This is a genomic window from Klebsiella sp. Ech2A, assembly GCF_030078455.1.
Classification (GTDB): domain Bacteria; phylum Pseudomonadota; class Gammaproteobacteria; order Enterobacterales; family Enterobacteriaceae; genus Klebsiella; species Klebsiella terrigena.
Genome location: NZ_JAQGFU010000019.1, coordinates 1 through 25,815, shown reverse-complemented (window position 1 = coordinate 25,815; position 25,815 = coordinate 1). Strand labels below are relative to the sequence as shown.

Annotated in this window: 23 protein-coding genes and 1 pseudogene; 9 read left to right on the top strand and 15 right to left on the bottom strand. The window is 60.3% G+C overall.

Annotated elements, in window-relative coordinates:
* Nucleotides 1-3 precede the first annotated feature (3 nt).
* The 5 genes from PFH44_RS06750 to uhpT all read left to right on the top strand — a co-directional run bounded on the left by PFH44_RS06750 (nt 4) and on the right by uhpT (nt 6,138).
* Complete coding sequence (locus PFH44_RS06750; protein WP_283824624.1) at nt 4-1,020, top strand: aldose 1-epimerase family protein; 1,017 nt, start codon at nt 4-6, stop codon at nt 1,018-1,020.
* 82 nt (nt 1,021-1,102) lie between these two features.
* On the top strand, nt 1,103-1,696 hold the full coding sequence (gene uhpA / locus PFH44_RS06745; RefSeq protein ID WP_128876863.1) for a transcriptional regulator UhpA: 594 nt from the start codon (nt 1,103-1,105) through the stop codon (nt 1,694-1,696).
* Nucleotides 1,697-1,713: 17 nt separating this feature from the next.
* Nucleotides 1,714-3,195: a signal transduction histidine-protein kinase/phosphatase UhpB gene (gene uhpB, locus PFH44_RS06740; protein WP_161795660.1), complete on the top strand. Its 1,482-nt coding sequence runs from the start codon at nt 1,714-1,716 to the stop codon at nt 3,193-3,195.
* A gap of 9 nt (nt 3,196-3,204) precedes the next feature.
* Nucleotides 3,205-4,533, top strand: a complete 1,329-nt coding sequence (gene uhpC, locus PFH44_RS06735) for an MFS transporter (protein ID WP_045853773.1) — start codon at nt 3,205-3,207, stop codon at nt 4,531-4,533.
* 213 nt (nt 4,534-4,746) lie between these two features.
* On the top strand, nt 4,747-6,138 hold the full coding sequence (uhpT, locus tag PFH44_RS06730; RefSeq protein WP_045853774.1) for a hexose-6-phosphate:phosphate antiporter: 1,392 nt from the start codon (nt 4,747-4,749) through the stop codon (nt 6,136-6,138).
* Nucleotides 6,139-6,185: 47 nt separating this feature from the next.
* Here the strand turns inward: uhpT and PFH44_RS06725 are convergent, their stop codons facing one another.
* The gene (locus PFH44_RS06725; RefSeq protein ID WP_045853775.1) at nt 6,186-7,097 is read right to left on the bottom strand and encodes a LysR family transcriptional regulator; all 912 of its coding nucleotides are present in this window, start codon (nt 7,095-7,097) and stop codon (nt 6,186-6,188) included.
* 105 nt (nt 7,098-7,202) lie between these two features.
* On the opposite strand from PFH44_RS06725, the gene PFH44_RS06720 reads away from it, so the two are divergent.
* The 3 genes from PFH44_RS06720 (at nt 7,203) to nepI (ending at nt 9,730) form a co-directional block, all read left to right on the top strand.
* Nucleotides 7,203-7,655 carry a DUF1198 family protein gene (locus PFH44_RS06720; RefSeq protein WP_283824623.1) on the top strand — a complete coding sequence of 151 codons (453 nt, stop codon included), beginning with the start codon at nt 7,203-7,205 and terminating at the stop codon, nt 7,653-7,655.
* A gap of 103 nt (nt 7,656-7,758) precedes the next feature.
* On the top strand, nt 7,759-8,286 hold the full coding sequence (locus PFH44_RS06715; protein WP_045853777.1) for an SRPBCC family protein: 528 nt from the start codon (nt 7,759-7,761) through the stop codon (nt 8,284-8,286).
* A gap of 256 nt (nt 8,287-8,542) precedes the next feature.
* Entirely contained in the window at nt 8,543-9,730 is a 1,188-nt protein-coding gene (gene nepI / locus PFH44_RS06710) for a purine ribonucleoside efflux pump NepI (protein ID WP_283824622.1), read from the top strand.
* 82 nt (nt 9,731-9,812) lie between these two features.
* Here the strand turns inward: nepI and PFH44_RS06705 are convergent, their stop codons facing one another.
* The 4 genes from PFH44_RS06705 to PFH44_RS06690 all read right to left on the bottom strand — a co-directional run bounded on the left by PFH44_RS06705 (nt 9,813) and on the right by PFH44_RS06690 (nt 13,372).
* Nucleotides 9,813-11,192 carry a carbohydrate porin gene (locus PFH44_RS06705; protein WP_283824621.1) on the bottom strand — a complete coding sequence of 460 codons (1,380 nt, stop codon included), beginning with the start codon at nt 11,190-11,192 and terminating at the stop codon, nt 9,813-9,815.
* A 92-nt stretch (nt 11,193-11,284) separates the two neighbouring features.
* Nucleotides 11,285-11,587, bottom strand: coding sequence for a PTS lactose/cellobiose transporter subunit IIA (locus PFH44_RS06700; protein ID WP_283824620.1), 303 nt, complete (start codon nt 11,585-11,587; stop codon nt 11,285-11,287).
* 133 nt (nt 11,588-11,720) lie between these two features.
* Complete coding sequence (locus PFH44_RS06695) at nt 11,721-13,046, bottom strand: PTS sugar transporter subunit IIC (protein WP_283824619.1); 1,326 nt, start codon at nt 13,044-13,046, stop codon at nt 11,721-11,723.
* 11 nt (nt 13,047-13,057) lie between these two features.
* Nucleotides 13,058-13,372 carry a PTS sugar transporter subunit IIB gene (locus PFH44_RS06690; RefSeq protein WP_041143294.1) on the bottom strand — a complete coding sequence of 105 codons (315 nt, stop codon included), beginning with the start codon at nt 13,370-13,372 and terminating at the stop codon, nt 13,058-13,060.
* Nucleotides 13,373-13,666: 294 nt separating this feature from the next.
* Between PFH44_RS06690 and PFH44_RS06685 the strand changes: the two genes are divergently transcribed.
* Nucleotides 13,667-14,608 carry a LacI family DNA-binding transcriptional regulator gene (locus PFH44_RS06685; RefSeq protein WP_283824618.1) on the top strand — a complete coding sequence of 314 codons (942 nt, stop codon included), beginning with the start codon at nt 13,667-13,669 and terminating at the stop codon, nt 14,606-14,608.
* Between the two features lie 118 nt (nt 14,609-14,726).
* Here PFH44_RS06685 and PFH44_RS06680 read toward each other — a convergent pair.
* The 10 genes and pseudogenes from PFH44_RS06680 to PFH44_RS06635 form a co-directional block, all read right to left on the bottom strand.
* Nucleotides 14,727-15,018, bottom strand: a pseudogene (locus PFH44_RS06680) (YicS family protein).
* Nucleotides 15,019-15,118: 100 nt separating this feature from the next.
* Nucleotides 15,119-16,021, bottom strand: a complete 903-nt coding sequence (locus PFH44_RS06675) for an EamA family transporter (protein WP_041143291.1) — start codon at nt 16,019-16,021, stop codon at nt 15,119-15,121.
* Nucleotides 16,022-16,142: 121 nt separating this feature from the next.
* Nucleotides 16,143-16,451 carry a CcdB family protein gene (locus PFH44_RS06670; RefSeq protein ID WP_045853782.1) on the bottom strand — a complete coding sequence of 103 codons (309 nt, stop codon included), beginning with the start codon at nt 16,449-16,451 and terminating at the stop codon, nt 16,143-16,145.
* Nucleotides 16,452-16,453: 2 nt separating this feature from the next.
* Nucleotides 16,454-16,690, bottom strand: a complete 237-nt coding sequence (locus PFH44_RS06665) for a type II toxin-antitoxin system CcdA family antitoxin (protein WP_045853783.1) — start codon at nt 16,688-16,690, stop codon at nt 16,454-16,456.
* A gap of 98 nt (nt 16,691-16,788) precedes the next feature.
* Nucleotides 16,789-18,222 (bottom strand): PTS N-acetylmuramic acid transporter subunit IIBC, encoded by a 1,434-nt coding sequence (murP, locus tag PFH44_RS06660; RefSeq protein WP_283824617.1) that lies wholly within the window; start codon nt 18,220-18,222, stop codon nt 16,789-16,791.
* 24 nt (nt 18,223-18,246) lie between these two features.
* On the bottom strand, nt 18,247-19,149 hold the full coding sequence (gene murQ, locus PFH44_RS06655; RefSeq protein WP_283824616.1) for an N-acetylmuramic acid 6-phosphate etherase: 903 nt from the start codon (nt 19,147-19,149) through the stop codon (nt 18,247-18,249).
* Nucleotides 19,150-19,312: 163 nt separating this feature from the next.
* A complete protein-coding gene (locus tag PFH44_RS06650) occupies nt 19,313-20,476 on the bottom strand; it encodes a multidrug effflux MFS transporter (RefSeq protein WP_283824615.1) in 1,164 nt (387 codons plus the stop codon).
* Nucleotides 20,477-20,524: 48 nt separating this feature from the next.
* Entirely contained in the window at nt 20,525-21,889 is a 1,365-nt protein-coding gene (locus tag PFH44_RS06645; RefSeq protein ID WP_045853787.1) for an efflux transporter outer membrane subunit, read from the bottom strand.
* A gap of 3 nt (nt 21,890-21,892) precedes the next feature.
* Nucleotides 21,893-25,000 carry an efflux RND transporter permease subunit gene (locus PFH44_RS06640; protein WP_283824614.1) on the bottom strand — a complete coding sequence of 1,036 codons (3,108 nt, stop codon included), beginning with the start codon at nt 24,998-25,000 and terminating at the stop codon, nt 21,893-21,895.
* A partial coding sequence (locus PFH44_RS06635) for an efflux RND transporter periplasmic adaptor subunit (RefSeq protein ID WP_283824613.1) occupies nt 25,000-25,815 on the bottom strand: 816 nt, incomplete at its 5' end. The genes PFH44_RS06635 and PFH44_RS06640, both read right to left, overlap by 1 nt.

Genomic DNA, 25,815 nt, shown 5'->3' with positions numbered 1-25,815 from the left:
ATCATGACGACACGTTTAACCCTATGGCGCCAGCTGTTTACCGAGCATCCTCGGGTACTGCTGGCAAACGATGCCTTTACGGTCACCGCGTTCCGCTACGCCAGCGGCGTAGAGGGCCTGCGGGTAGAGAACTCGCGCGGCCACCTGGTCATTCTGCCCTGGCTGGGGCAAATGATCTGGGACGCGGAGTTCGACGGCCGCGACCTGACGATGCGCAATATGTTCAGCGAGCCGAAGCCGGCGGCGGAAGTGGTCGCCACCTACGGCTGCTTCGCCTTCCACTCCGGGCTGCTGGCGAACGGCTGCCCTTCGCCGGAGGATACGCATCCGCTGCACGGCGAGATGGCCTGCGCCGCGATGGATGAAGCCTGGCTGGAGCTGGAGGAGGAGAGCCTGCGGGTGACGGGGCGCTATGAATACGTCATGGGCTTCGGTCATCACTATCGGGCGCAGCCTGCGGTGGTCGTGCATAAAGAGAGCGCGCTGTTTGATATTCACATGGCGGTCACCAACCTCGCCTCCGTTGCGATGCCGCTGCAGTATATGTGCCATATGAACTATGCCTATGTCGCCGGGGCCTGCTTCAGCCAGAATATCCCCGACGACGCGCTCGCGCTGCGCGAATCGGTACCGGCCCACGTGCGGCCGACCGAGCGGTGGCTGGCGTTCAACCGGCGTATTCTGCAAGGGGAGGCGTCGCTGGCCGCGCTGAACGAGCCGGACGATTACGACCCGGAAATCGTCTTTTTCGCCGACAGGCTGGATCGCTACACCGACAGGCCGGAATTCCGCATGACGGCCCCGGATGGCACCACGTTCATCACCCGCTTCTCCAGCGCGGAGCTGAACTATGTGACCCGCTGGATCCTCTATAACGGCGATCAGCAGGTGGCGGCTTTTGCGCTGCCGGCCACCTGTCGTCCCGAAGGATTTCTGGCGGCGCAGCGTAACGGCAGCCTGATCTCGCTGGCTCCGCAGCAGACCCGCGCCTTCAGCGTGACCACCGGCATCGGCGGCTGAGGCGGATAATAGTGCTCAAGGCTTGAACAGCAACGCGCTTATCGTTAAGGTAAGCGCGTTTTTTTATCCGCCAGGAAACGCCATGACCTCCATTGCCCTTATTGACGATCATCTCATCGTCCGCTCCGGTTTTGCGCAGCTGCTGGCGCTGGAAACCGATTTCCAGGTGGTGGCGGAGTTCGGCTCCGGCCGCGAGGCGCTGGCGGGTCTGCCGGGCCGCGGCGTGCAGGTCTGCATTTGCGATATTTCGATGCCGGATATCTCGGGCCTCGAGCTGCTGAGCCAGCTGCCCAAAGGCATCGCGACCGTTATGCTCTCGGTCCACGACAGCCCGGCGCTGGTGGAGCAGGCGCTGAACGCCGGCGCTCGCGGCTTTCTCTCCAAACGCTGCAGTCCGGATGAGCTGATTGCCGCCGTCCGCACGGTGGCGACCGGCGGCTGCTACCTGACGCCGGATATCGCCATGAAGCTGGCGGCCGGCCGCCAGGACCCGCTCACCAGGCGCGAGCGGCAGGTGGCGGAAAAGCTGGCCCAGGGGATGGCGGTGAAGGAGATTGCCGCCGAGCTTGGGCTATCGCCAAAGACCGTCCACGTTCATCGCGCTAACCTGCTGGAAAAGCTCGGCGTCAGCAACGACGTTGAGCTGGCGCGACGCATGTTCGATAGCTGGCAGTGAAGGCGCTATTCTCGCGACTGTTCTCGGTCGTCGGCTGCTTCTTTATCTTCTCCGCCGCGTGGTTCTGCCTGTGGAGCATCAGCCTTCACGTGGTGGCGCGCCCGGACCTCGCGGTGCTGCTCTTTCCCTTCGGTCTGCGCCTTGGCCTGATGCTGCAGTGCCCGCGCGGCTACTGGCCGGTACTGCTGGGGGCGGAATGGCTGCTGATCTTCTGGCTGGCGCAGGAAGTGGCGCTGGCCCATCCGATAATATTGACGATCGGCGGTCTGCTGACCCTGCTGCCGGTGGCGCTGATTTCGCGCTATCGCCAGCAGCGCGACTGGCTGACCCTGCTGCGCCAGGGCGGCGCGCTGATCGCCGCCGCGCTGCTGCAATCGCTGCCGTGGCTCGGCGAAGGCAGCGACGGCCTCAACGCCCTGCTGCTGACGTTGACCGGCGGCCTGACGCTGGCGCCAACCTGCCTGGTCATCTGGCACTACCTCACCAGCACCGTCTGGCGTCCGCTGGGGCCCGCGCTGGTTTCGCAACCGGTGAACTGGCGCGGGCGGCATCTGATCTGGTATCTGCTGCTGTTTATGGTCAGCCTGTGGCTGCAGCTGGGGCTGCCCGCCGAGCTCTCGCGCTTTACGCCGTTTTGCCTGGCGCTGCCGATTATCGCCCTCGCCTGGCACTACGGCTGGCAGGGGGCGCTGATTGCCGCCCTGATGAACGCGATTGCCCTTATCGCCAGCCAGACCTGGCACGACCATCCGGTGGATTTACTGCTCTCCCTGCTGGCGCAAAGCCTGACCGGCCTGCTGCTGGGGGCTGGCATTCAGCGCCTGCGCGAGCTGAACCAGTCGCTGCAAAGCGAGCTGGCGCGCAACCGCCGGCTGGCGGAGCGGCTGCTGGAAACCGAAGAGAGCGTGCGCCGCGACGTGGCGCGCGAGCTGCACGACGATATCGGCCAGACTATCACCGCCATCCGTACCCAGGCCGGGATCGTCCAGCGCCTGGCGCCGGAGAACGGCGGCGTCAGGCAGAGCAGCCAGCTCATCGAGCAGCTCTCCCTGGGCGTCTATGACTCGGTGCGTCGCCTGCTGGGGCGCCTGCGCCCGCGGCAGCTGGACGATCTGACCCTTGAACAGGCGGTACGTTCGCTGATGCGCGAAATGGAGCTCGAAGATCGCGGGATAGTCAGCCACCTCGACTGGCGCATCGATGAACCCGCGCTGAGTGAGAGCCAGCGCGTCACCCTGTTCCGCGTCTGCCAGGAGGGGCTGAATAATATCGTGAAGCACGCCAGCGCCAGCGCGGTTACGCTGCAGGGCTGGCAGCAGGACGATCGGCTGATGCTGGTGCTTGAGGATGACGGCAGCGGGCTGCCGCCGGGCACCGGACAGCACGGCTTTGGCCTGATCGGCATGCGCGAGCGCGTGACGGCGCTGGGCGGGACCTTAACCATTTCCTGCACCCACGGCACGCGCGTCTGCGTCAGTCTGCCGCTGCGCTACGCCTGAGGAACGAAGATGTTTACCTTTATGAAATCTCCCCCTGACGCCGCGCCGATAGTCGATAAGCAGGCCCTCGACGAGCGCTACCGCTACTGGCGGCGCCATATTCTGCTGACCATCTGGCTGGGCTACGCGCTGTTCTACTTCACGCGCAAAAGCTTCAACGCCGCGGTGCCGGAAATTCTTACCAGCGGCGTGCTGACCCGCAGCGACATCGGCCTGCTGGCGACGCTGTTTTACATCACCTACGGGCTGTCTAAATTTTTATCCGGCATCGTCAGCGACCGCTCCAACGCCCGCTACTTTATGGGCCTCGGCCTGATTGCGACCGGCGTGGTCAATATCCTGTTCGGCTTTTCCACCTCGCTGTGGGCCTTTGCGCTGCTGTGGGCGCTGAACGCCTTTTTCCAGGGCTGGGGCTCGCCGGTATGCGCCCGTCTGCTGACGTCCTGGTACTCCCGTACCGAGCGCGGCGGCTGGTGGGCGCTGTGGAACACCGCCCACAACGTCGGCGGCGCGCTGATCCCGATGGTCATCGGCGCCGCGGCGCTGCACTACGGCTGGCGCGCCGGGATGATGATTGCCGGGATGCTGGCAATCCTCGCCGGGCTGTTTCTCTGCTGGCGGCTGCGCGACCGGCCGCAGGCGGTGGGGCTGCCTGCGGTAGGCGACTGGCGTCACGATGAGCTGGAGATCGCCCAGCAGCAGGAGGGGCAGGGCCTGACGCGCAGGGAGATCCTCTACAAGTACGTACTAACAAACCCCTATATCTGGCTGCTATCGCTGTGCTACGTGCTGGTTTACGTGGTGCGGGCGGCGATTAACGACTGGGGCAATCTCTATATGTCGGAGACCCTGGGGGTCAATCTGGTGACCGCCAACTCGGCGGTGACCATGTTTGAGCTGGGCGGGTTTATCGGCGCGCTGGTGGCCGGCTGGGGCTCGGACAAGCTGTTCAACGGCAACCGCGGGCCGATGAACCTGATTTTTGCCGCCGGGATAATGCTCTCGGTAGGTGGCCTGTGGCTGATGCCGTTTGCCAGCTACGTGATGCAGGCCGCCTGCTTCTTTACCACCGGCTTCTTTGTCTTCGGCCCGCAGATGCTGATCGGCATGGCGGCGGCGGAGTGCTCGCACCGGGACGCAGCGGGTGCGGCAACCGGGTTTGTCGGGCTGTTTGCCTATCTGGGGGCCTCGCTCTCCGGCTGGCCGCTGGCGCAGGTGATGGACGTCTGGCACTGGAGCGGTTTTTTTGTGGTGATCACCATCGCCGCCGGCATTTCGGCGCTGCTGCTGCTGCCGTTTTTAAACGCCCAGGCACCGAGAACCGCCAGCGAAGCGTGACCTGGCTCTCCTTTTTGCCCCGAGTGCGGCAAAACTAAGAAATTTTCCCGGTTTCACCTGGACGCTGTCTCAGGCAAGCCGCACGGCCAGTTTTTACAATAGCGGTCATTCAATAGCATTTTCCCAAAATAATTCATGTTGCAGGAAGGCGGCAGGCGAGCGTCGCCAACGTACCTGAGGCCTGAGGCATCAAGGGAAAACCTGGAGTGTCCTATGCTGGCCTTTCTAAACCAGGTACGTAAACCGACCCTGGATCTGCCGCTCGACGTGCGGCGCAAGATGTGGTTTAAACCGTTCATGCAGTCCTATCTGGTGGTCTTTATTGGCTACCTGACCATGTATCTGATCCGCAAGAACTTTAACATCGCTCAAAACGACATGATTTCGACCTACGGGTTGAGCATGACGCAGCTGGGGATGATTGGTCTGGGCTTCTCCATCACCTACGGCGTGGGTAAAACGCTGGTTTCCTACTACGCCGACGGCAAGAACACCAAGCAGTTCCTGCCGTTTATGCTGATCCTCTCCGCCATCTGTATGCTCGGCTTCAGCGCCAGCATGGGCGCCGGGTCGACCAGCCTGTTCCTGATGATCGCCTTCTACGCGCTAAGCGGCTTCTTCCAGAGCACCGGCGGCTCGTGCAGCTACTCGACGATTACCAAATGGACGCCGCGACGCAAGCGCGGATCGTACCTCGGGATGTGGAATATCTCCCACAACCTGGGCGGCGCGGGCGCGGCAGGGGTCGCGCTGTTTGGCGCCAACTACCTGTTCGACGGCCACGTTATCGGGATGTTTATCTTCCCGTCGATTATCGCGCTGATCGTCGGCTTTATCGGCCTGCGTTTTGGCAGCGACTCCCCTGAGTCCTACGGCCTCGGCAATGCCGAAGAGCTGTTCGGGGAGGAGATCAGCGAAGAGGATAAAGAAACCGAAGATAGCGCGATGACCAAGTGGCAGATCTTCGTCGAGTACGTGCTGAAAAACAAAGTTATCTGGCTGCTGTGCTTCTCCAATATTTTCCTCTACGTGGTGCGTATCGGCATCGACCAGTGGTCAACCGTCTACGCTTTCCAGGAGCTTAAGCTGTCAAAAGAGGTGGCGATTCAGGGCTTTACCCTGTTTGAAGTCGGCGCGCTGGTCGGCACCCTGCTGTGGGGCTGGCTGTCGGATCTGGCCAACGGCCGCCGGGCGCTGGTTGCCTGCATCGCTCTGGCGCTGATCATTGCGACGCTCGGCGTTTACCAGCATGCCAGCAATCAGTATGTCTATCTGATGTCGCTGTTTGCCCTCGGCTTTTTAGTCTTTGGCCCGCAGCTGCTGATCGGCGTCGCCGCCGTCGGTTTTGTGCCGAAAAAAGCCATCGGCGCAGCGGACGGCATCAAAGGCACCTTCGCCTACCTGATTGGCGACAGCTTCGCCAAGCTGGGCCTCGGGATGATTGCCGACGGCACGCCGGTCTTCGGCCTCACCGGCTGGGCGGGCACCTTCGCGGCGCTGGACGCGGCGGCCATTGGCTGTATCTGCCTGATGGCCATCGTCGCGGTATTTGAAGAACGTAAAATTCGCCGCGAGAAGAAGAAACAAAGATTGCAGACCGCCTGAGGCATCAGGTATTGGTAACCTTGCCCGGCCTTCCCGCCGGGCTTTTTTTATGCCGCAGATCCAGGCTGGCTCACCTGCCAGAGCAGCTCCCGTAGCCACCGCTGAGCCGGATCCCGATGGTTACGCTCGTGCCAGGCCATACTTTTGGTAAACCCCGGGATCGTCAGCGGCGGCGGCGCGATGAGCATTCCTGACGTCACCGCTGCCAGCCGGCGCGGTACCACTGCGATCATGTCGCTGACCGCCAGTATCTCCGGGAGCACCAAAAAGCTGCTCACCGATAGGCCCACCCGGCGGCTACGGCCGACGGCTGCCAGCGCCTTGTCGGTCACCCCGCGAAAGCTATCCCCTTCCCAGGAGACCAGCATATGCTCTAGCGCGCAGAAAAGATCGAGCGTCAGCGGCGCGCCGGCCTGGGGATGATCGGCGCGCATCAGGCAGACGTACTCTTCGAGGTACAGCGCCCGGCCGTGGAGCTCGGGCGGCGTTGACGCGGGCGTGAGGAGCGCAACGTCGACCTCTCCGCGTTCGGCCTGAGCCAGCAGCGTGGACGGCGACTCCGGAATAATACGTACGCGGATCCCCGGCGCCAGCGGCTTCAGGGCGGCGATAAACGGCACGATTACCGCCTTCAGCGCATAGTCGGTGGCGGCGATAGTCCAGGTGAAATCGGCGTCAAGCGGCGTGAAAACGGCGGGCTGTAGCAGGGCTTCGGCGTCGGTCAGCAGCTGCTTTACCGGCGAAGCCAGCGCCTGCGCGCGCAGAGTCGGGATCATGCCGTGCGGAGCGCGGATAAACAGCGGGTCGTTAAACGCATCGCGAAGCCGCGTAAGCATGCCGCTCACCGCCGGCTGCGTCAGCGCCAGCCGCTGGGCAGCGCGGGTCACGCTCCGTTCATCAAGCAGGGCATCCAGCGTTTTCAGCAGATTAAGATCGAGGTTTCTGATATCAGATTTCATGATAGCTTTCCGCAGCCGCGATAAGTCACATAATGGTACGCCCGGTAGTCGACAGCGCGCAAATTCCCATTATGATAGTGGGGCTGCGATAGAGTGAGAGGAAGCATGATCTGGTTAGGACTGGCCACGCTGGTGGTAGTATTTGTTGTAGGATTTCGGGTGCTTACCTCTGATTCTCGTCGTGCGATTCGTCGTCTGAGCGAACGGCTGGGTATTACTCCTGTCCCGCTGGAATCGATGATCGATCAGCTGGGGAAAACCGCCGGTAGCGAGTATCTGCGCTATCTCGAGCGGCCTAACGAAGCGCATTTGCAAAACGCGGCTCAGGTCCTGCTTATCTGGCAGGTTGGCATCGTCGATAGCAGCGAGCAGAACCTGCACTACTGGTATCGTTTGATGCAAAAATCTCGCCTTGCGGCGCCGATTACCGATGTGCAGATCCGCCTGGCTCAGGGGTTTCTTCGCGAACTTGAGCCGGAGTACGGCGAAATTATAGCCCTGCAGCAGCGCTATAACGCCCTGTTTTTACCGGAAGATGGCGTTCACTGGCTGCACTGATATCACAATCGGTGATGATGTTTATCCACAATACTGATTAGATTTATATCATCCCCCGACGCATCATTAACCTCGTAAATACTATTCACTCACGAGGTTAATGATGCACCAGCCCACCCAACAAAGCGCTATCGTCTGGCCGGAAGCCTATCTCCCGGGAACCACCGACAACTTTGCCTCCAACGAAATCATCGTCAGCGGTTTGACGGCGGCGGAAATCTGGGTGCAGCTCGACGATACGACGCGCTGGCCGACCTACTACAGCAACGTTGCGGATATCCATTTCGAGGCCGACGGCGGCCCGCTGCTGAGCGCGAATGCGCGCTTTCGTTTCTCAACCTTTGGCTTCCCGATCGAGGCGCAGATCGTCGAGTACGTTCCGCCTGCCGCCGGACAGGCCGCGCGCGTTGCCTGGCACGGTTGGGCGGAAGGCGACGAAAGCACGCGCCTTGACGTCATCCATGCCTGGCTGTTCGAGGATTTACCCGGCGGACGCGTGCGTATTTTGACTCAGGAGTCGCAGAAAGGTGTTCCGGCGCAGACGCTGGCGGCGAGCGTGCCGAATCTGATGATTAACGGCCATCAGGAGTGGATTTGCGGGCTGGCGACAGCGGCACGCGCAGCGCAATGACTGATTACCGCCCGGTGGCGGCGCAGCGGGCGGTACCCTCACGCCCGCGCTTTTACCTTCTCTTTTTGTACGACGCCGGGATGCTTCCCGTCCTTAGTGGCGCTTTGCCCCGCCTTCCCGTTAACGCGATTGTCCGGTTATGCGATCCGCTACGCCGGCGCTTTGTAAAGTCTGAAAAGTTGTCAAAACGTTAAATACGTCACATTTAAAATGCTACACTGCGCGGCTTCCCCGTATTCAACCATGCAGGTAACTAATGACTCCTTCGAATGCATCCACCTCACATGCCAGCCAGCCGGCGCGGCCAAACTGGTCGGCGGTTTTTGCGGTGGCCTTTTGCGTCGCCTGCCTGATAACCGTTGAGTTCCTGCCGGTGAGCCTGCTGACGCCGATGGCGCAGGATTTAGGCATTTCCGAGGGGATGGCCGGACAGTCGGTCACCACGACCGCGTTTGTGGCGATGTTTGCCAGCCTGTTTATTACGTCCCTGATCCGCACCACCGATCGCCGCTACGTGGTGATCCTGTTTTCCGTGCTGCTGACGCTCTCCTGCCTGCTGGTCTCCTTTGCCAACAGCTTTTGGCTGCTGCTGGTAGGTCGCGCCTGCCTGGGGCTGGCGCTAGGGGGATTTTGGGCGATGTCGGCGTCGCTGACCATGCGCCTGGTTCCGATGCGGATGGTGCCAAAGGCGCTGTCGGTTATCTTCGGGGCGGTGTCGATTGCGCTGGTGATTGCCGCGCCGCTGGGCAGTTTCCTCGGCGGCATTATCGGCTGGCGCAACGTCTTTAATGCGGCGGCGGTAATGGGCGTACTGTGCACGATTTGGGTACTGAAGGTGCTGCCTTCGCTGCCCGGTGAAGCGCCGCATCAGCAGCAAAATATGCTGAGCCTGCTGAAGCGTCCCGGCGTAATGGCCGGGATGTGCGCTATTTTCATGGCCTTCGCCGGCCAGTTTTCCTTCTTTACCTACATTCGCCCGGTCTATATGACCCTCGCGGGCTTTGACGTTGACGGACTGACGCTGGTGCTGCTGAGCTTTGGGATTGCCAGCTTTATCGGGACCTCGCTGTCGTCGATGCTCCTGAAGCGCTCGGTGAAAACCGCCTTAGCGACGGCGCCTCTGGTTCTGGCGGCCAGCGCGGCGGTGCTGGTGCTGTGGGGAGAAAGTCAGATTGTGGCCTCCGCGGTGGCGATTATCTGGGGCTTTGCTTTTGCCCTGATCCCGGTGGGCTGGTCAACGTGGATCACCCGTTCGCTGTCAGACCAGGCGGAAAAGGCCGGTTCTATCCAGGTCGCGGTGATTCAGCTGGCGAATACCTGCGGGGCCGCGGTTGGCGGCGTGGCGCTCGACCACCTGGGCCTGCTGTCGCCACTGATTATCTCGGGCGCCCTGATGCTGCTCACCGGACTGCTGGTGGCAACGAAGGTGCGGATTTCGTCATAAAAAAAGCCCCGGGGCGCAGCGCCGGCCGGGCAACCAAACCCGGGCCGGGCATTCACGTCGCGACCCGGGACTGCTTTCTGACTTAGAACCAGGCCTCGAACATCCCGCCGACGTTCAGCGAGTCCAGCCGATCGCTGCTGGTGCCGTTGACCTTAGCGGTATGTTTATTATCCACCTGGCCGCCGGTGACGTAGAAGCGCAGCATCGGCCGGAACTCAGGCCCCATACCAATCGCGATGTTCTGCGACAGCGTCAGCTTCCAGCCTTTGTTGTCGCCACCCCGATCGTAGTCAACGCGCTGATAGCCGGCTTCCAGCCAGGTTGAATGCACGTCGTTCCAGAAATACATCGGACGGATAATCGCGCCGTAGTTTTTACGGTTATCGGTATTGTCCTTGCCGTTGTCGTAGTCATGGAAGGCCAGCAGGTATTCAACCTGCGCCTGGCGGGTAAACTTGTGGCTGCCCTCAAAGCTGGCGTAGATGGCCGTCAGCCCGTCGGTTTTGTTATAGACGCTGTTATCCGAGTTATCGGAATAGCGCAGGATAACTTTGTTGACCCCACCGTCGTTGGTATGGCTCAGCACCAGGCCGCCCTGCCAGGCATCGAGCTGCGCGTCGTTATCCACCGCTTTTGAATCAAAGCCGTAGTTGGCGTACACCTCAACGTCGATTGGGCCAGCCTTCATATTGTGGATTTTTGACGTCAGCGCGTAGTGGCCGTCATCGCCGGTACCCGAGCCGCCGGTACAGGTGATGCGCGACGGGTTGGACTCATCGGCCATCACCTCCGGGCTGCAGGACTCAACCTGTGAGACCCCCGCCGCGTCAAACTGCACGCCGCCGATATCAAAGTTTTTCACCCCGGCGCCCTGGCCGTCGTGGTTCATCCAGAAGTAGTCGTTGATCCCCTGCTGCGGACGCTGGTGGAAGTCGCGACCGGCCCAGATATAGGCGTTGGGGTTTGATTCGAGGACGTTAGTGACGCCGACGTAGGCCTTTTTCAGGTTCACTTCGTCGCTCCAGTGGTCGAACATGACGTTAATATCCCAGATAGCGCCCTGGCTGCTCTTAAAGGCTTTGGTAATCTGGAATTCGCCGCCGTTACCTTCGTTGCCGAGACGGCCGATTGCCGACGCGCCGTTGTAGGAGCCGTCGACGCCGACGAACTTCTGATCGCCGGTCTGGAACTGGGCGCCGTAGCGGGCGTAGCCGCTAAACTTCAGGCCGAATGGAATAGCCATATCCGGCGAGGCCGCGGTGGTCTGCGGGTTGGTAATGACGTCCACTTTTTTATCGGCGACGGCATCGATTTTGGCCTGACGGTCGGCCAGCGCTTTATCCACGGCTTTCGCCACAATGGCGTCGATTTGTTGCTGAGTAAAATCTTGTGCTAATACAGAAATTGGGCACAGTGCGGCAACGACCGCCATGGCTAATGGCAGCATTTTTACATTATTCATAATTATCTCGCTGGTAATAATTTATATATTAAGATAATAACCATCCCGCCCATATTAATATCCAGGGAAAGCTAAGGGATGACGTTTATATATTAATGTTGGTATAAGTGAATAATTTCCTGTGAAAACTCGCGAGCCAGCAGTGAATTCATCAGATGGTCCTGAGCGTGGACCATAATCAGCGTCATCTGCTGGCGCGCCTCGCCCGCATCCTGCTCGATAAGCTGGGTCTGCATCTGGTGCGCCCGGCGGGCGTAGCCGTCGGCTTCATTAAGGAGTAGTTTAGCTTCATCAATATTACCGTGGCGGGCAGCGTGAATCGCTTCGAAACATAATGAGCGTGACTGTCCCGCATTCACGATAATTTCCATTACCGCATCTTCTAATTCAATCATAATAGTTCCTGAGATCATTAACTTTATTATTTAAAGCGTACGGCGAAAATCCCTTTTCCGCATAATTCCTGATGACGGTGTTATTTTTATCGGACGCTCCGGGAAATACAGCTAAGAGCGTATTTCCCGACTATTACTGACTGACTGTTTCAGCAACCGGAACGGCGGCTTTGGCTTTTTCGACTTCAGTTTTCATTAATGAGCGTTCATAGGCGCGGAGGAATGGCAGGTAAATGACGGCTGACATCACCATGCAAATGACGCACATCACCACCGGGCTCAGGGTCCAGTTGGCGGCCCAGGAGGCGCCGATAGGGGCCGGAGTGGTCCACGGCGTCAGCGAGACCACCTGCGTCAGCCAGCCGAGACGCGTTGCGCCGTAGGCCAGCACCGCGTTGATCATCGGTACGAACACGAACGGGATAAACATCATCGGGTTCATGATAATCGGCGCCCCGAACAGAATCGGTTCGTTAATGTTGAAGAAGCTTGGCACGATGCCCATTTTGCCGATGGTCCGCAGGTGCGCTACGCGGCTGCGCAGCAGCAGGAATGCCAGCGGAAGCGTCGAACCCACGCCGCCAATCAGCAGATAGTGGTCCCAGAAGCCCTGCAGGTAAACGTGCGGCAGCGCGGCGCCAGCGGCCAGTGCCGCCTGGTTTGCCGACAGGTTCGCCATCCAGAACGGGTTCATAATCCCGGTCACAATCAGCGAGCCGTGGATCCCGGCAAACCAGAAAATCTGGCACATCAGCACGGAGAGCAGGATTGCCGGCAGGGAGTCGGAGGCAGACACCAGCGGCTCCAGCAGGTGCATAATCGCCTGCGGCAGGATCATGCCGGTTTGCGCTTCGATAAACAGGTTCAGCGGATGCAGCGTAGCGATCACCACCAGCACCGGGATCAGGATTTCGAACGAGCGCGCGACGCCGGTGGGCACCTCTTTCGGCAGGCGGATAGTAATATTATTCTGCTTCAGCCATGCGTAAATGCGGGTGGAGTAGATAGCGGTAATTAAAGCGGTGAAGATCCCCTGACCTGACAGATACTGGGTGGAAATTTTACCGTCGGCGTAGGGCGCCGCAACCAGCAGGAAGGCCATAAATGCCAGCAGGCCGGACATCACCGGGTCGAGCTGAAACTGGCGGCCGAGGCTGGCGCCAATGCCGACGGAAATAAAGAAGGTCATGACCCCCATGCTCAGGTTAAACGGCAGCATCAGCTGCTCACGATACTGCTGTGAGAAATCCAGCCAGCCGCGGGCAAAACCGTTGGTGGTGTCGGGTGAAAAAGGAGGAAAGATAAATACCAGCATGAAAGAGCCGATGATCATAAACGGCAATGCGGCAGTGAAGCCATCGCGGATGGCGATAACGTATTTCTGCTGCCCAAGGCGTCCTGCCAGCGGAGTAATAGATTGCTCGATCGCGGCAATCATGGACTGATACAGAGAACTCATTTGCACACCTCTTAATGCGCCGCTGCTATCAGCGACAGAGCATAATCCAGGACGTTATCTCCCCGCTGCATTCCGTAGTCCATGGCGTTTATCGGCTGGACCGGAATATTCAGGGAAGCGGCTTTCTCAGATAATGTTTTCAGCATGTATTTTACCTGGGGCCCGAGCAGCACCACCTGGTATTGCGGAAACTGCATGTCAAACTCGGAAACGCCATAGGCGTCTATCTGCACAGGCAGGTTACGTTCCTTCGCCTCATCGACCATCTTCCTGACCAGCAGACTGGTGGACATCCCCGCAGAGCAGCACAGCATAATCTTGTACATCGACACTCATCCTCAATATGTAAAAAGTTATTGCGTGGATGATTTGATATCAGACGGAAACCGGTTTCCATTTATAAAAAACAGAACTGTGATAACCGTCAAGAACTAACGGTGTAAGGGCTGATTAATTAGATTCTGCTCACATAATTTCGTGGTTTTTGCGATGATTTTCCATGAAACGGAAAATCGGTTTCCAAATAAAAAAGGAAACGGATATACTGCCGTTGATTACTATTGAAGCGATTCAGGTTTAAAGATTTACAGGGATCGGCCCGACCCTGTCAGGGGAGAAAGATGTCTACAATCAACGATGTATCTCGGTTAGCTGGCGTCTCAAAGGCCACGGTTTCACGCGTGCTGAGCGGCTCTCGCGGCGTCAAAGAGGCCAGCCGTCAGGCGGTACTGCAGGCGGCGGAAGAGCTCAATTACCGGCCAAATATGATTGCCCAATCCTTGTTCAGCCAGAGCACGGGCTGCATCGGGGTCATTTGTGCCCAGGATAATATCAATCAAACCACCAGCTATCTGTATGCCCTGGAAAAACAGCTGAGCCAGCATCAAAAGCATCTGCTGCTGCGCTTTGCCAACACCCGCGACGGGGTGATGAACTCGCTCGAAGAGCTCAGCTGCGGCCTGTGCGACGATATCCTGATTATCGGCGCCCGCTTCCCGCTGAATATCGATCGGCCGGACGTGGCGCTGATTGACTGCCTCGAGAGCGAAGGGGAGAACAGCATTCAGTTTGACCACGCTTTTGCCGCGGAAACTGCCTGTAACTATTTGATTAGCCAGGGTCGACGCCAGATTGCGCTCATCCATCCCGAGGGGAGCGGCTTTGCCGATCAGGTGCTGCTGGGCTACAAGCATGCGCTGGAGAAAAATTTCCTGCCGTTTAACCGTAACCTGGTGTTCCTCGACAGCACTTCGCCGTCGGTGGCGGTGCAGGAGCTGGTGAGCAACGCGACGACGCTGAATTTCAATGCGCTGCTGGTTGCCGACGAGCTGCAGGCGCAGCGGGTTGTCCCGCAGCTGCAGGCGTTCAGCCGCGCGGTGCCGGAAAAGGTGATGGTCTTTAGCCTGGCGGGATCGCTACAGCTGCCCGGTATTCCGACCATTCCGGCGATTGAGTACTCGATGGATGTGATGGCGATGCGGATCGTCAGCTGGCTGACGGAAAAGACGCAAATGCTGGGCGGCAGCATGCTGCGCGGGGATCTTATTATTCCGAAAATCTAAGCTGGCCTGCGCGCGGGCGCGGTCCATGATGAAGTCAAAAAAATACCTGCCAGTGGCGTTACTGACAGGTATTTTTATTTGCGCGGCGGGCGGCCTGCTGGCCGCGTTGCAAGCGCGATCACTGCGCCGGGCAGGAAATCTTGTCGATAGCCGCCCGGTAGTTTTTCTGGTTATTACGCTCTTTTGCCAGGGTCGCCTCGCGCACGTAGGTTTGATTCTCTTTTGAGGCAAGAACCTGATTGGCAAAGTCGTTATCGCTAAGGGTTGCCGCCGGGGTGCATTTTTTCCTTCACCGCTTTTAATACCAGCTGCTTTTGCTGCTCGAACTGCAGGCTTTGTAGCGGCGATTCGGCCCACGCAGCCGAGGCGCCGAGGGCGCTGACCAGGCACAACATCCAACACGCTTTCATGGCGCTTCTCCTTCAAGGGTGATACCCAACTATATGCATAGGGCGAAAAACACGCAAATCGTCTGGATTATAAATTGTTTAAAATCAGTCTATTGCTTTCCTATGCCGCCCGGACGCGCCGCCGTGAATCCACGGCTATCAGCACCACCGACGACAGGATCAGCAGCGTGCCGAGCCAGTCCGGCAGCGTAAAGGTGATGCCCAGCAGCAGCAAAGAGAGCAGGGCGCTGCTCAGCGGCTCGGCGCAGCTGAGGATCCCCGCCTTCGCGCCGCCAATCATCTGCGCGCCGTTCAGATAAAGGCTGAAGGTCAGCGAAGTGCCGATCACCACCAGATAAAAGAAGGCCAGCAGCAGGGGGCCGTTGACCACAAAGTTGCTGCCCTGGCCGCCGTAGAACGGCAGCAGCATCGCCCCGCCGAGCAGCATGCTCCAGCCGACGATCGGCAGGGTGCCGTAGCGGGCGATAAGCGTTGACGGATAGGTGGTGTAGAAGGCGGCGGCAAAGGCTGAAGCCACTCCCCAGAAGAGCGCGGCGGGTGAAATAGAGAGCGTTGTCGGGTTGCCGTGGGTCACCAGCAGAAACGTTCCAGCCAGCGAAGTGCCGATCGCCGCCAGCACCAGCGGGCGAGGGCGCGTTTTGCGGGCCAGCGCGAACCAGGCGACGATAATCGTCGGCGACAGGAACTGCAGCACCGTCGCGGTCGCGGCGTTTGATTTTTCGATGGTCATCAGGAAGGTGTACTGCACGGTCAGCGCGCCAAACAGCGAGAAAATCAGCAGGCTGACGGCATCTTTGCGGTTTTGCAGGACGCGGAAAATTTTATCGCCGTGGACGAAAGAGAGCATCAGCAGAATCAGGCCGGCGAATAGCAGGCGCGTCATGGTCAGAAACGGTGATGACATCTGGCTTTGCTGCATAATGTACTGCGCGCAGACGCCGGAACTCCCCCATAGCACGGCGGCTATAAGTACATTCAGCATCCCTTTTTTACTGGAGCCCATCTTTCCCTCAGGTGGTATATCGCAAAAAGGGAATCATAGCATGGGCGCGTTCGGACGGCGGGGAAGGAAATGGTCGTCGGACCATTTGGTCTGGCGATCCATCGCGCAAGCTGAAGGCGAATTAGATCCCGTCGAAAAGAAAATCTATTGACGCTTTAATGACCTGGCGCTGGTTATTCAGATTACAGACTTCTTCACCCACAGCCCGGTGCGGAATGCTGGCAAGTTCATGGGTCATCACGACGTAGGCTTCCCCTGCCACGGTGACGACTGGCGTTAAACGATCGGCGCGTGGGCCTGTGTAAGCTGCCAGAGGAAACAGAGGGATCACAACCCGAGTATTGCGCTTACCAATGATGTCACTTTGTACATCAAGGAGATAAGGATATGCAGCAACGCGTCCCGTATTCTTATAAACGTAATACTGCATATTTAAAACGTCCTGTATTCGTCAGAAATAGTTCCATTTTCCTCAGTTAAATCATTGAGATACTCAATGGCCTGCGCATTCTCTTTTTGCCAGCGAGCCACTTCAATGCTGTGGATCTCGCTTTTCAAGGCTTGAGAAAGCGTTTGAGAGAGATTGATGCCGGCCTCGCGGGCCCGTTTAACCAGGGCTGGGTCCAGCGTCACGCTGACATTTTGCTTATTGCGTTTTGCTGCTGCCATAGGGGATCTCCTGTGTGATTCACACGTGTAGATTACACAGAAATAAACAAACCCGCCATCAGGCGGGTTAAAATTCGTGCAATGCTTATATGCAGGCTTTAGCTCAAATCGACGTTTTTACTGCCGAACAGCCAGGTCAGAGCAAAGCCGCACAGGTAGGAGACGACCAGCCCTGCCGCGTAGACCGCCATCCCGGCGTAGATGCCGCTGCCGGAGGTCATCAGCGGCAGCGCCACCAGGCCGGAGGGCCCAAAGACCGTATTCAGCCCCACCGGCAAGCCCAGCCACGCGATCAGGCCGAGGAAGAAGCCGCCGCAGGCGCCGCCGATGCAGGCGGTGATAAACGGCTTCATCCGCGGCAGGGTGACGCCATAGATCAGCGGTTCGCCGATGCCGAGAAAGCCGGGGATAATCGCCCCTTTGATCTGGGTGCGCAGCAGCGAGCCGTGCTTTGCCCGCCAGTAGAGGGCCAGCGCCGCGCCAACCTGCCCGGCGCCAGCCATCGCCAGAATCGGGAACAGCGAGTTAAAGCCCTGCGCATCCACCAGCGCGAAATAGACCGGGACAAAGCCCTGATGGACGCCAAACATCACCGCCAGCAGGAACAGCCCCGCCAGCACCGCCGAACCGAACGGGTTACCGTTGAGGTGCAGGAACAGCCACGACATTCCGGTAAACAGCCAGCCGCCAATCGGCATGATCACCGTAAAGGTGATCGCGCCCATAATCAGCAGCGTGACCGCCGAGGTGAGGATCATATCGAGGTTGGCCGGCATGATACGCCGCACCTGTCTTTCCACCCATGCGCCGATAATCGAGGCGATCAGCACGCCGATAATATTGCCGCGCGGGTCGATGCCGTGGCCGAAGAAGGTGGTGATCCCGGCGTAAAATCCGCTGGTCGCTTCCGGGTTGTAGCCGAGAACGAACAGCGAAGCGATAATCGCCCCGTTGACCCCGGAGCCGCCAAACGCCTTCTGGGCGTTATAGCCGATTAAGATACTCAGGAAGGTAAACATCCCTTTGCTGAAGATCTTCATATAGCCGATCAGCGCCACCAGGCTGGCGTTAGGGTGCGCATTCTCCAGGACAAAGATTTGTTCTGCCAGGGTAGCAAAGCCGAGCAGCAGGCCGACGGCGATAAAGCCGGGGATCAGCGGCGTAAAAATGGTGGCGAATTTGGCGAGAAACTTCTGTACCCCGCTGGTCTGCTTGCTCTTCAGCGCCTGTTTCTTCTCGGCGGCGACGTCCGCCAGCGACGGAGCGTCCTGCGGCGCATCCTCCAGCATGGCGTTCATCATTTCCGCCGCGGTTTGCGCTTTGCCCGGGCCAAGCACGACCTGAAACTGCTCATCGCTGACGATAACCCCCATCACGCCTTCAACCTGACGGATTGCGGCGCTATCGGCCAGCGCTTCGTCGCGCAGCGTCAGGCGCAGGCGGGTCATGCAGTTACCGGCCTGGGCCACGTTTGCGGCTCCGCCGACGTGGGCAAGGATCCGCGCTATCATCTCTTTATTTATTTTTGCCATTGCAGTTTACCTGTCTGTTGGCGCTCAGGCGTTACCCAGCGCTTTGCGGATATAGCCGCTATTTTTGGCCAGCAGCGACTGCGCTTCTTCGGCGCCAAGATCGGCAAGCACCATCACAATAGCCGTTTTGCAGTGGCGGCCGCAGGCGTCCAGCGCGCGCTGGGCAGCGTCGCGATCGCACTCGGTCGCCTCCATGACGATGGAGACCTGACGCTCGATAAGCTTCGCGTTGGTGGCCTCAACGTCCACCATCAGGTTGCTGTACACCTTGCCGACGCGGATCATTGCCCCGGTCGAAATCATATTCAGCACCAGCTTTTGCGCGGTGCCTGCCTTCAGGCGGGTTGAGCCGGTCACCACTTCCGGGCCGACGACCGGAGTGATGGCGACGTCCGCCAGCCGGGTCATCTCGCCGTGCGGATTGCAGCTGACGATGGCGACAAAGGCGTTCTGGCTATGGGCGTACTCCATCGCGCCGATGACGTACGGCGTCCGTCCGCTGGCGGCAAGGCCCACCAGCACGTCGCGGTTGCTGAAATTAAGGTTCTGCAGGTCCATTGCGCCCTGCGCTTTGTTGTCTTCGACGTTTTCCACCGCGCTAAGAATCGCTTTATGCCCGCCGGCGATAATCCCGACTACCTGCTCCGGGCGCGTGCCGAAGGTGGGCGGACACTCGCTGGCATCGAGGATCCCGAGGCGACCGGAGGTGCCTGCACCGATGTAAATCAGGCGCCCGCCTGCCTGCAGCGCCGCGGCGACCTTGTCGACAACCTGAGCGATCTGCGGCAAATAGGGGGTAATTGCCTCGGCCACCAGCCTGTCTTCCCGGTTAATCACCGTCAGCATTTCAACGGTAGACAGGGTGTCAATATTGGCGCTATTGGCGTTGCGCTGCTCGGTCAGCAATTTGCTCAGGTCGATACTCATAACAAAACCTCATTATTCACGGTGGCGGGTATTCTAAGGAATTAATTATTCCATTCATGTGAAGGTTATCACGATTAGCGCATGGCGGATAATAAGATATTTTCAGGTATGGCGGGGGATTGTGCGGTAATAAAAATGGAATATTTTATTACCGCAGGCTGGGCTAGCGTATCGCTGCGGGCTTTTTCAGGCTCAGCAGCAGGGCCAGAAAATAGCTTATCGCCATGGCCAGGCTCATTTTCAGCATGGTTTCACCGCCGAGTCCGGCGAGCGGCGCGGCGATGCCGCCAAAGACAAACATCAGCGTACCTAACAGCGCGGACGCGGTGCCCGACTGCCCGGCATCAACGGCATTCATCGCTTCGGCCCCGGCCACGGTGCTGATGCCGCTCATAAACGACACGGTGAAAAACAGGCCGATCAGCGCCGGCAGCGGCAGCTTCAGCCAGGCGAACAGCAGCATGCCGGCGGCGCACAGCACCGCCAGCATCAGCCCGGTGCGCAGCAGGGACTCTGCCGAAAAGCGGCGCGTCAGGCGGGAGAAGATAAGCGCGGCAATAATCAGCCCGATCCCGTTCAGGCCGAACAGCAGGCTGAACTGCATGGCGCTCATGGCAAATTCACTCTGCATCACGAAGGACGACGAGCCGATATAGGAGAACAGGCCGGCCATCATAAAGGCCTGAATCAGGCAGTAGCGCATAAAGCGGCGATTTTTCAGCACCGGCGAGCCGCCCGCTTTACGCGAGGTAGCGGCGCCTTTTGGCGGCAGGGTTTCGTGGAGGATCGCCAGGCTTAACAGCAGCAGTACGCCGCCGATCGCCGCCATTATCCAGAACAGAGTGCGCCAGTCGAAGGCGGTGATGACGTAGCCGCCAAGCACCGGCGACAGAACCGGCGCAATGCCGTTGACGGTCATCAGCAGGGCAAAGAACTGCGTCAGCAGCGCGCCCTGATAGCGGTCGCGGGCAATCGAACGCGACAGCACCGAGCCCCCCGCGCCGGCAAAGCCCTGCAAAAAGCGCCAGAGAATCAGCAGATGGATATCCTGGGTCAGGGCGCACATCGCCGAGGAGACGATAAACAGCAGCAGAGAGAGGATCAGCGGCCTGCGGCGGCCGATGCGGTCGCTGAGCGGGCCAAAAAACAGCTGGCCGAGGCCCAGCCCAAGCAGCGCGGCGGTCAGCGAGAGCTGGGTTTGCGTGCTGGTCGCGTTCAGCTGGCGGGTGATATCCGGCAGCGCCGGCAGGTAGAAGTCGGTACAGAGCGGGCCGATGCCCGAGAGCAGCCCGAGAATAATAACCCAGGAGAGAGAAATACGCGGCATAGCGGGTCCTTATGAGGATGCCGGGCCCGGCGGCCCGGCGGGAGCAGATCAGCTGGCGCCGCCTCCCAGCGACTGCCAGAGCGTAATGCGGTTTTGCAGATCGGTTTGCTGGAGGGTAATCAGCGTGGCCTGCGCCGACCACAGCGTACGCTGTGCGGTCAGCACCGACAGATAGTTGCCGATCCCTGCCTGATAGCTGCGGGTGGCGATATCCAGCGATTTCTGCTCGGCGGCGACGTACTGCTGCTGGGCATCCAGCTGCTCGCCCAGGGTTTCCCGGCGCGCCAGGGCGTCGGCGACGTCTTTGAATGCGCTCTGAATGCTTTTCTCGTAGGTGGCGATCAGCCCCTTTTTCTCCGCTTCGGCATAGCGAAGCTGCGCCAGATTGCTGCCGCCGGTAAACAGCGGCAGGCTGATTGACGGCGCGAACGACCACACCTGCATCCCGTGGCTGAACAGCGAGGAGAGCGAATCGCTGCCGACCCCGGCGCTGGCGGTGAGCGAAATGCTCGGGAAGAAGTTGGCGCGCGCGGCGCCAATATCGGCGTTGGCGCTCTTGAGGTTGTGCTCGGCCTCCTGAATATCCGGGCGGCGCAGCAGGACCGACGAAGAGACGCCGGCGGGGATCAGGGCGATGCTGCTGTCGCCGAGGCTTTGCAGCGTGCCGGGCAGCAGGCTCTCAGGGACGCTTTCGCCGGCCAGCAGGTTGAGCGCATTTTTATCCTGCGCGACCTGGGTACGATAGCTGGCGACGCTGGCGCGCGCCTGCTGGTAAACCGCTTCGGCATCGCTCAGATCGCTGGCCGCAGCGGTACCGACCGCCATCTGGCGGGCGACGATTTTGCGCGAGCTGTCGGCGCTGGCCATGGTTTCCTCGGCCAGCGCCAGGCTGCTGTTGTCCGCCGCGAGGGTGATCCACGCGGTAGTCAGGTCGGCGATCATCGTCAGCCGCGTATTCTGGGCGGTGAATTCGCTGGCAAGCCAGGTTTCCCGCGCCGCGCGGCTCAGGCTCTGGTTCTTGCCGAACAGGTCCAGCTCGAAGCTGGAGACCGCCCCGTCGGCCTCCGCCGATGAGGTGAGGCCGCTGGCCACCGTTTTGCTGCGGGTATGGCTCAGCTCGGCGTCAACGGTGGGGAACAGAGAAGCGCGGGTTTCGCCAAACTGGGCGCGGGCGGCTTCGATATCGGCCAGCGCTTTTTGCACGTCGCGGTTGCTGTTCAGCGCGATGGTCACCACTTTTTTGAGCCGGGCGTCGTTCACCACCTGCTGCCACTGGCTGACGACCGTCGTCGCTTCGCCGTGGACGCCGGGTAGCGTGGCGGGCACCGGCGCAGCCGGGCGCTCATAGTGCGGGTCAAGGGAGACGCAGCCTGCGCTCAGGAGCGCGATAAAAACTAACGTAAAACGAAACATAACCTACTCCTGAGAAGGACGCTGGCGGGTGAAGAACCGCTTCACCAGCACAAAGAACAGAGGAACGAAGAACACCGCCAGCAGCGTGGCGGTCAGCGTGCCGCCGATGATCCCGCTGCCGATCGCCACGCGGCTGTTGGCCCCCGCGCCGGTCGCCACCGCCAGCGGCAGCACCCCGGCGATAAACGCCAGCGAAGTCATGACGATAGGGCGCAGGCGGGTTTGCGCGGCGCGGATTGCCGCCCGGGAAAGTGAATAACCTTCATCTACCGCCGATTCGGCAAACTCAACGATCAGAATGGCGTTCTTCGACGACAGGCCGATTGTCGTTAACAGCGCAACCTGGAAGTAGACGTCGTTATTCAGATCGCGCAGCCAGGCCGCCAGCGCCGCGCCGAGCAGGCCGAGCGGGATAACCATGATCACCGAGAACGGCACCGACCAGCTCTCATACAGCGCCGCGAGGCACAGGAACACCACCAGAATGGAGATGGCGTACAGGCTCATGGCCTGGCCGCTGGCCAGTTTTTCCTGCAATGACATGCCGCTCCATGCCCAGGTGGTGCCCGCCGGCAGGCTGTTGGCGAGGGCTTCCATTTTGTCCATCGCCGCGCCGGAGCTGGAGCCGGCGGCGTTTTCGCCCTGGATTTCAAATGCGGCGGAACCGTTGTAGCGCACCAGGCTTTCCGGGCCGTACTGCCAGCGGGTGGTGGCGAAGGCGGAGAACGGCGTCATGGCGTCATCGCTGCCGCGCACGAACCATTTCCCGAGATCGGCGGGGACGGCGCGAGAATCGCTATCGCCCTGGATATAGACCTTTTTCACCCGTCCGCGATCGATAAAGTCGTTGACGTAGGTGCCGCCCCAGGCGCTGGAGAGGGTGGCGGTGACGTCGCTCAGCGATAGCCCCAGCGCCACCGCTTTGTTGTTGTCGATATCCACCTGCAGCTGCGGCATCTGCGGCAGGTCGTTGGCGCGCACCGACTGCAGCTGCGGGCTCTGATTGGCCGCAGCCAGCAGCTGGCTGCGCATTTTCATCAGGCTGTCGCGATCGGTGCCGCCGCTGGCCATTAGCTCAAAGGTAAAGCCGTTGCTCTGCCCGAGGCCGTCCACCGAAGGGGGCGTCATGGCAAACAGCGAGGCGTCGCGGATGCTGCCGAGCTCTTTGGTGGCGCGCAGGGCAATGGCCTGCGCGGTGTTGGCTTCGCCCTTGCGCTGGGACCAGTTTTTCAACGACACGAAAGCCATCCCGGCGTTCTGTCCGCTGCCGCTGAAGCTGAAGCCGTCGACGGTAAAGATAGCGCTGGTATTGGCCTTCTCTTTGGTCAGGAACCAGTCGGTCACCTGGCGGCGAACCTCGGCGGTGCGCACGGCGGTCGCGCCTGCCGGCAGGGTGTACTGCACCATGATTTCGCCCTGATCCTCAGCCGGCAGGAAGCTGCCCGGCAGCTTCCACATCGCCAGCGCCATGACGGCGCAAATCAGGGCGAAGGCGCCCATCATCGTCGCCGAACGGCGCAGGCCGCCGATCACGCGGTGCTGATAGCCCTGCTCCGTGCGCCCCCACAGGCGGTTAAACGCCCCGAAGAAGCCGGTGGTATGCGGCTTAGAGTGGCTCAGCAGCGCGCCGCACAGCGCCGGGGTTAAGGTCAGCGCCACCACCACGGAGAGCATCATCGCCGAGATAATGGTTATCGAGAACTGGCGATAGATAACGCCGGTTGAGCCGCCGAAGAAGGCCATCGGCAGGAACACCGCCGACAGCACCAGGGCAATGGCGATCAGCGCCCCGGAAATTTCGCCCATCGACTTTTCGGTGGCTTCCCGGGCGGAAAGCCCCTCATCGCGCATAATTCGCTCGACGTTTTCCACCACCACGATGGCGTCATCCACCAGCAGGCCGATCGCCAGCACCATCGCAAACAGCGTCAGGGTATTGATGGAGTAGCCAAACAGCGCCAGCACGCCGAAGGTGCCAAGCAGCACCACCGGCACCGCCACCGCCGGGATCAGCGTGGCGCGGAAGTTCTGCAGGAACAGATACATCACGCAGACCACCAGCACGATGGCCTCAAACAGCGTTTGAATCACATCCTCGACCGATATTTTAATAAACTCGGTGCTGTCCTTCGGATAGGCAATGTCGTAGCCCTGCGGCATCTGGCGCTGATACTCGGCAATCTTATCCTTCACCCGCGTCGCGGTATCCAGCGCGTTAGCGCCCGGCGCCATCATGACGGCGATGCCGGCGGCAGGGTGGCCGTTGAGGTTCGCTGAGGCGGTGTAATCTTCGCTGCCCATTTCAACCCGGGCGACGTCGCTCAGGCGGACGACCGAGCCGTCGCTCTTGCTCTTCACAATGATGTTTTTGAACTGATCGACGGTTTGCAGGCGCGACTGAGCGCGCACGGTGGCGGTAAGCTGCTGGGTGCCAGAGGACGGCAGCGCGCCGATTTTACCCGCCGAGATCTGCACGTTCTGCGCTTCGATTGCCGTTTCGACATCGGAAGGCATCAGCGCATAGGAGGCCAGTTTGGTCGGGTCCATCCAGATGCGCATCGCGTATTCAGCGCCAAATACCTGCAGGCTGCCGACGCCTTCCACGCGCGCCAGCGGGTCCTGCATGTTGCTCACCAGCCAGTCGGCGATATCGGAGCTGGTGGCCTTGTCGGTTTTATCGTACACCGCGAGGATCAGCAGGAAGCTGCTCTGCGATTTCACCACCGTCACGCCGGACTGCTGCACTTCGCTGGGCAGCCGCGATTCGGCCTGCTGGACCTTGTTTTGCACCTGCACCTGGGCGGTGTCCGGATCGGTCCCCTGCTCGAAGGTTACGTTAATGCTGACCGAGCCGTCGGAACTGCTGGTGGAGCTGAAATAGAGCAGGTTATCCAGCCCGGTAAGCTGCTGCTCAATAACCTGGGTCACGCTGTTTTCCAGGGTTTCGGCAGAGGCGCCGGTGTAGGTGGCGGAAATTTTCACCGACGGCGGTGCGACGTCCGGGTACTGGGCGACCGGCAGCGTGCGGATGGCGAGGATCCCGGCGAGCATAATCAGGATGGCGATAACCCAGGCGAACACCGGGCGCCGGACGAAGAAGCGGGAGAACATCAGGCGTTGCCTCCGCTGTTTTTCATCTCTACGGCTTTAACCTGCTGCCCGGCGGCCACCTTGCTGGTTCCTTCAACGATCAGCCTGTCGCCGCTCTTCAGCCCGCTCTCCACCAGCCACTTATCGCCGTAGGCTTCGCCGGTTGCGACCTCGCGCTGGGCGACTTTGCCGTCGGCATCGACCACCAGCGCGGTGGCGTTACCTTTGGCATCGCGGGTGATCCCCTGCTGCGGGGCGAGGATCGCGTTGTCCATCACGCCCTCATCGATGCGGGCGCGGACGAACATCCCCGGCAGCAGGACGTGCTGTGGGTTGGGGAACACCGCCCGCAGCGTGACCGAGCCGGTTGATTCATCCACCGCCACTTCGGTCAGCGCCAGGCGGCCCTTCTCGGCATAGGTGCTGCCGTCTTCGAGGATCAGGCTGACGCTGAGGGTATCGGCGTTGGTCGCCAGCGTTTGCTGGCGCAGGCGCAGCAGATCAACGCTCGATCGCGTGAGATCGACGTAAATCGTCTCCAGCCCGCGGATCGTCGCCAGGGCCGTATCCTGATCGGCGGAAACCAGCGCGCCAGGGGTCACGGAGGAGATGCCGATCCGCCCGGCAATCGGCGCGCTGACGGTGGTCCAGTTCAGGTTGATGCGGGCGCTCTCCAGCGCGGCCTTTTTCGACTCGACGCTGGCCTTGTCCTGGTTACAGGTGGACTGCGCGTCATCGGCATCCTGCAGCGACACGCCGTTGTCTTTGACCAGCTGCGTATAGCGGCGGGCTTTCTGGCAGTCGGCAACCGTCAGCGATTGCGCCTGCTTCAGGGC

Excerpts from the sequence above, each read along its gene's own strand:
- PFH44_RS06750 (WP_283824624.1), top strand. The coding sequence starts at position 4 with ATGACGACACGTTTAACCCTATGGCGCCAGCTGTTTACCGAGCATCCT.
- uhpA (WP_128876863.1), top strand. The coding sequence starts at position 1,103 with ATGACCTCCATTGCCCTTATTGACGATCATCTCATCGTCCGCTCCGGT.
- uhpC (WP_045853773.1), top strand. The coding sequence starts at position 3,205 with ATGTTTACCTTTATGAAATCTCCCCCTGACGCCGCGCCGATAGTCGAT.
- uhpT (WP_045853774.1), top strand. The coding sequence starts at position 4,747 with ATGCTGGCCTTTCTAAACCAGGTACGTAAACCGACCCTGGATCTGCCG.
- PFH44_RS06725 (WP_045853775.1), bottom strand. The coding sequence starts at position 7,097 with ATGAAATCTGATATCAGAAACCTCGATCTTAATCTGCTGAAAACGCTG.
- PFH44_RS06720 (WP_283824623.1), top strand. The coding sequence starts at position 7,203 with ATGATCTGGTTAGGACTGGCCACGCTGGTGGTAGTATTTGTTGTAGGA.
- PFH44_RS06715 (WP_045853777.1), top strand. The coding sequence starts at position 7,759 with ATGCACCAGCCCACCCAACAAAGCGCTATCGTCTGGCCGGAAGCCTAT.
- nepI (WP_283824622.1), top strand. The coding sequence starts at position 8,543 with ATGACTCCTTCGAATGCATCCACCTCACATGCCAGCCAGCCGGCGCGG.
- PFH44_RS06705 (WP_283824621.1), bottom strand. The coding sequence starts at position 11,192 with ATGAATAATGTAAAAATGCTGCCATTAGCCATGGCGGTCGTTGCCGCA.
- PFH44_RS06700 (WP_283824620.1), bottom strand. The coding sequence starts at position 11,587 with ATGATTGAATTAGAAGATGCGGTAATGGAAATTATCGTGAATGCGGGA.
- PFH44_RS06695 (WP_283824619.1), bottom strand. The coding sequence starts at position 13,046 with ATGAGTTCTCTGTATCAGTCCATGATTGCCGCGATCGAGCAATCTATT.
- PFH44_RS06690 (WP_041143294.1), bottom strand. The coding sequence starts at position 13,372 with ATGTACAAGATTATGCTGTGCTGCTCTGCGGGGATGTCCACCAGTCTG.
- PFH44_RS06685 (WP_283824618.1), top strand. The coding sequence starts at position 13,667 with ATGTCTACAATCAACGATGTATCTCGGTTAGCTGGCGTCTCAAAGGCC.
- PFH44_RS06675 (WP_041143291.1), bottom strand. The coding sequence starts at position 16,021 with ATGGGCTCCAGTAAAAAAGGGATGCTGAATGTACTTATAGCCGCCGTG.
- PFH44_RS06670 (WP_045853782.1), bottom strand. The coding sequence starts at position 16,451 with ATGCAGTATTACGTTTATAAGAATACGGGACGCGTTGCTGCATATCCT.
- PFH44_RS06665 (WP_045853783.1), bottom strand. The coding sequence starts at position 16,690 with ATGGCAGCAGCAAAACGCAATAAGCAAAATGTCAGCGTGACGCTGGAC.
- murP (WP_283824617.1), bottom strand. The coding sequence starts at position 18,222 with ATGGCAAAAATAAATAAAGAGATGATAGCGCGGATCCTTGCCCACGTC.
- murQ (WP_283824616.1), bottom strand. The coding sequence starts at position 19,149 with ATGAGTATCGACCTGAGCAAATTGCTGACCGAGCAGCGCAACGCCAAT.
- PFH44_RS06650 (WP_283824615.1), bottom strand. The coding sequence starts at position 20,476 with ATGCCGCGTATTTCTCTCTCCTGGGTTATTATTCTCGGGCTGCTCTCG.
- PFH44_RS06645 (WP_045853787.1), bottom strand. The coding sequence starts at position 21,889 with ATGTTTCGTTTTACGTTAGTTTTTATCGCGCTCCTGAGCGCAGGCTGC.
- PFH44_RS06640 (WP_283824614.1), bottom strand. The coding sequence starts at position 25,000 with ATGTTCTCCCGCTTCTTCGTCCGGCGCCCGGTGTTCGCCTGGGTTATC.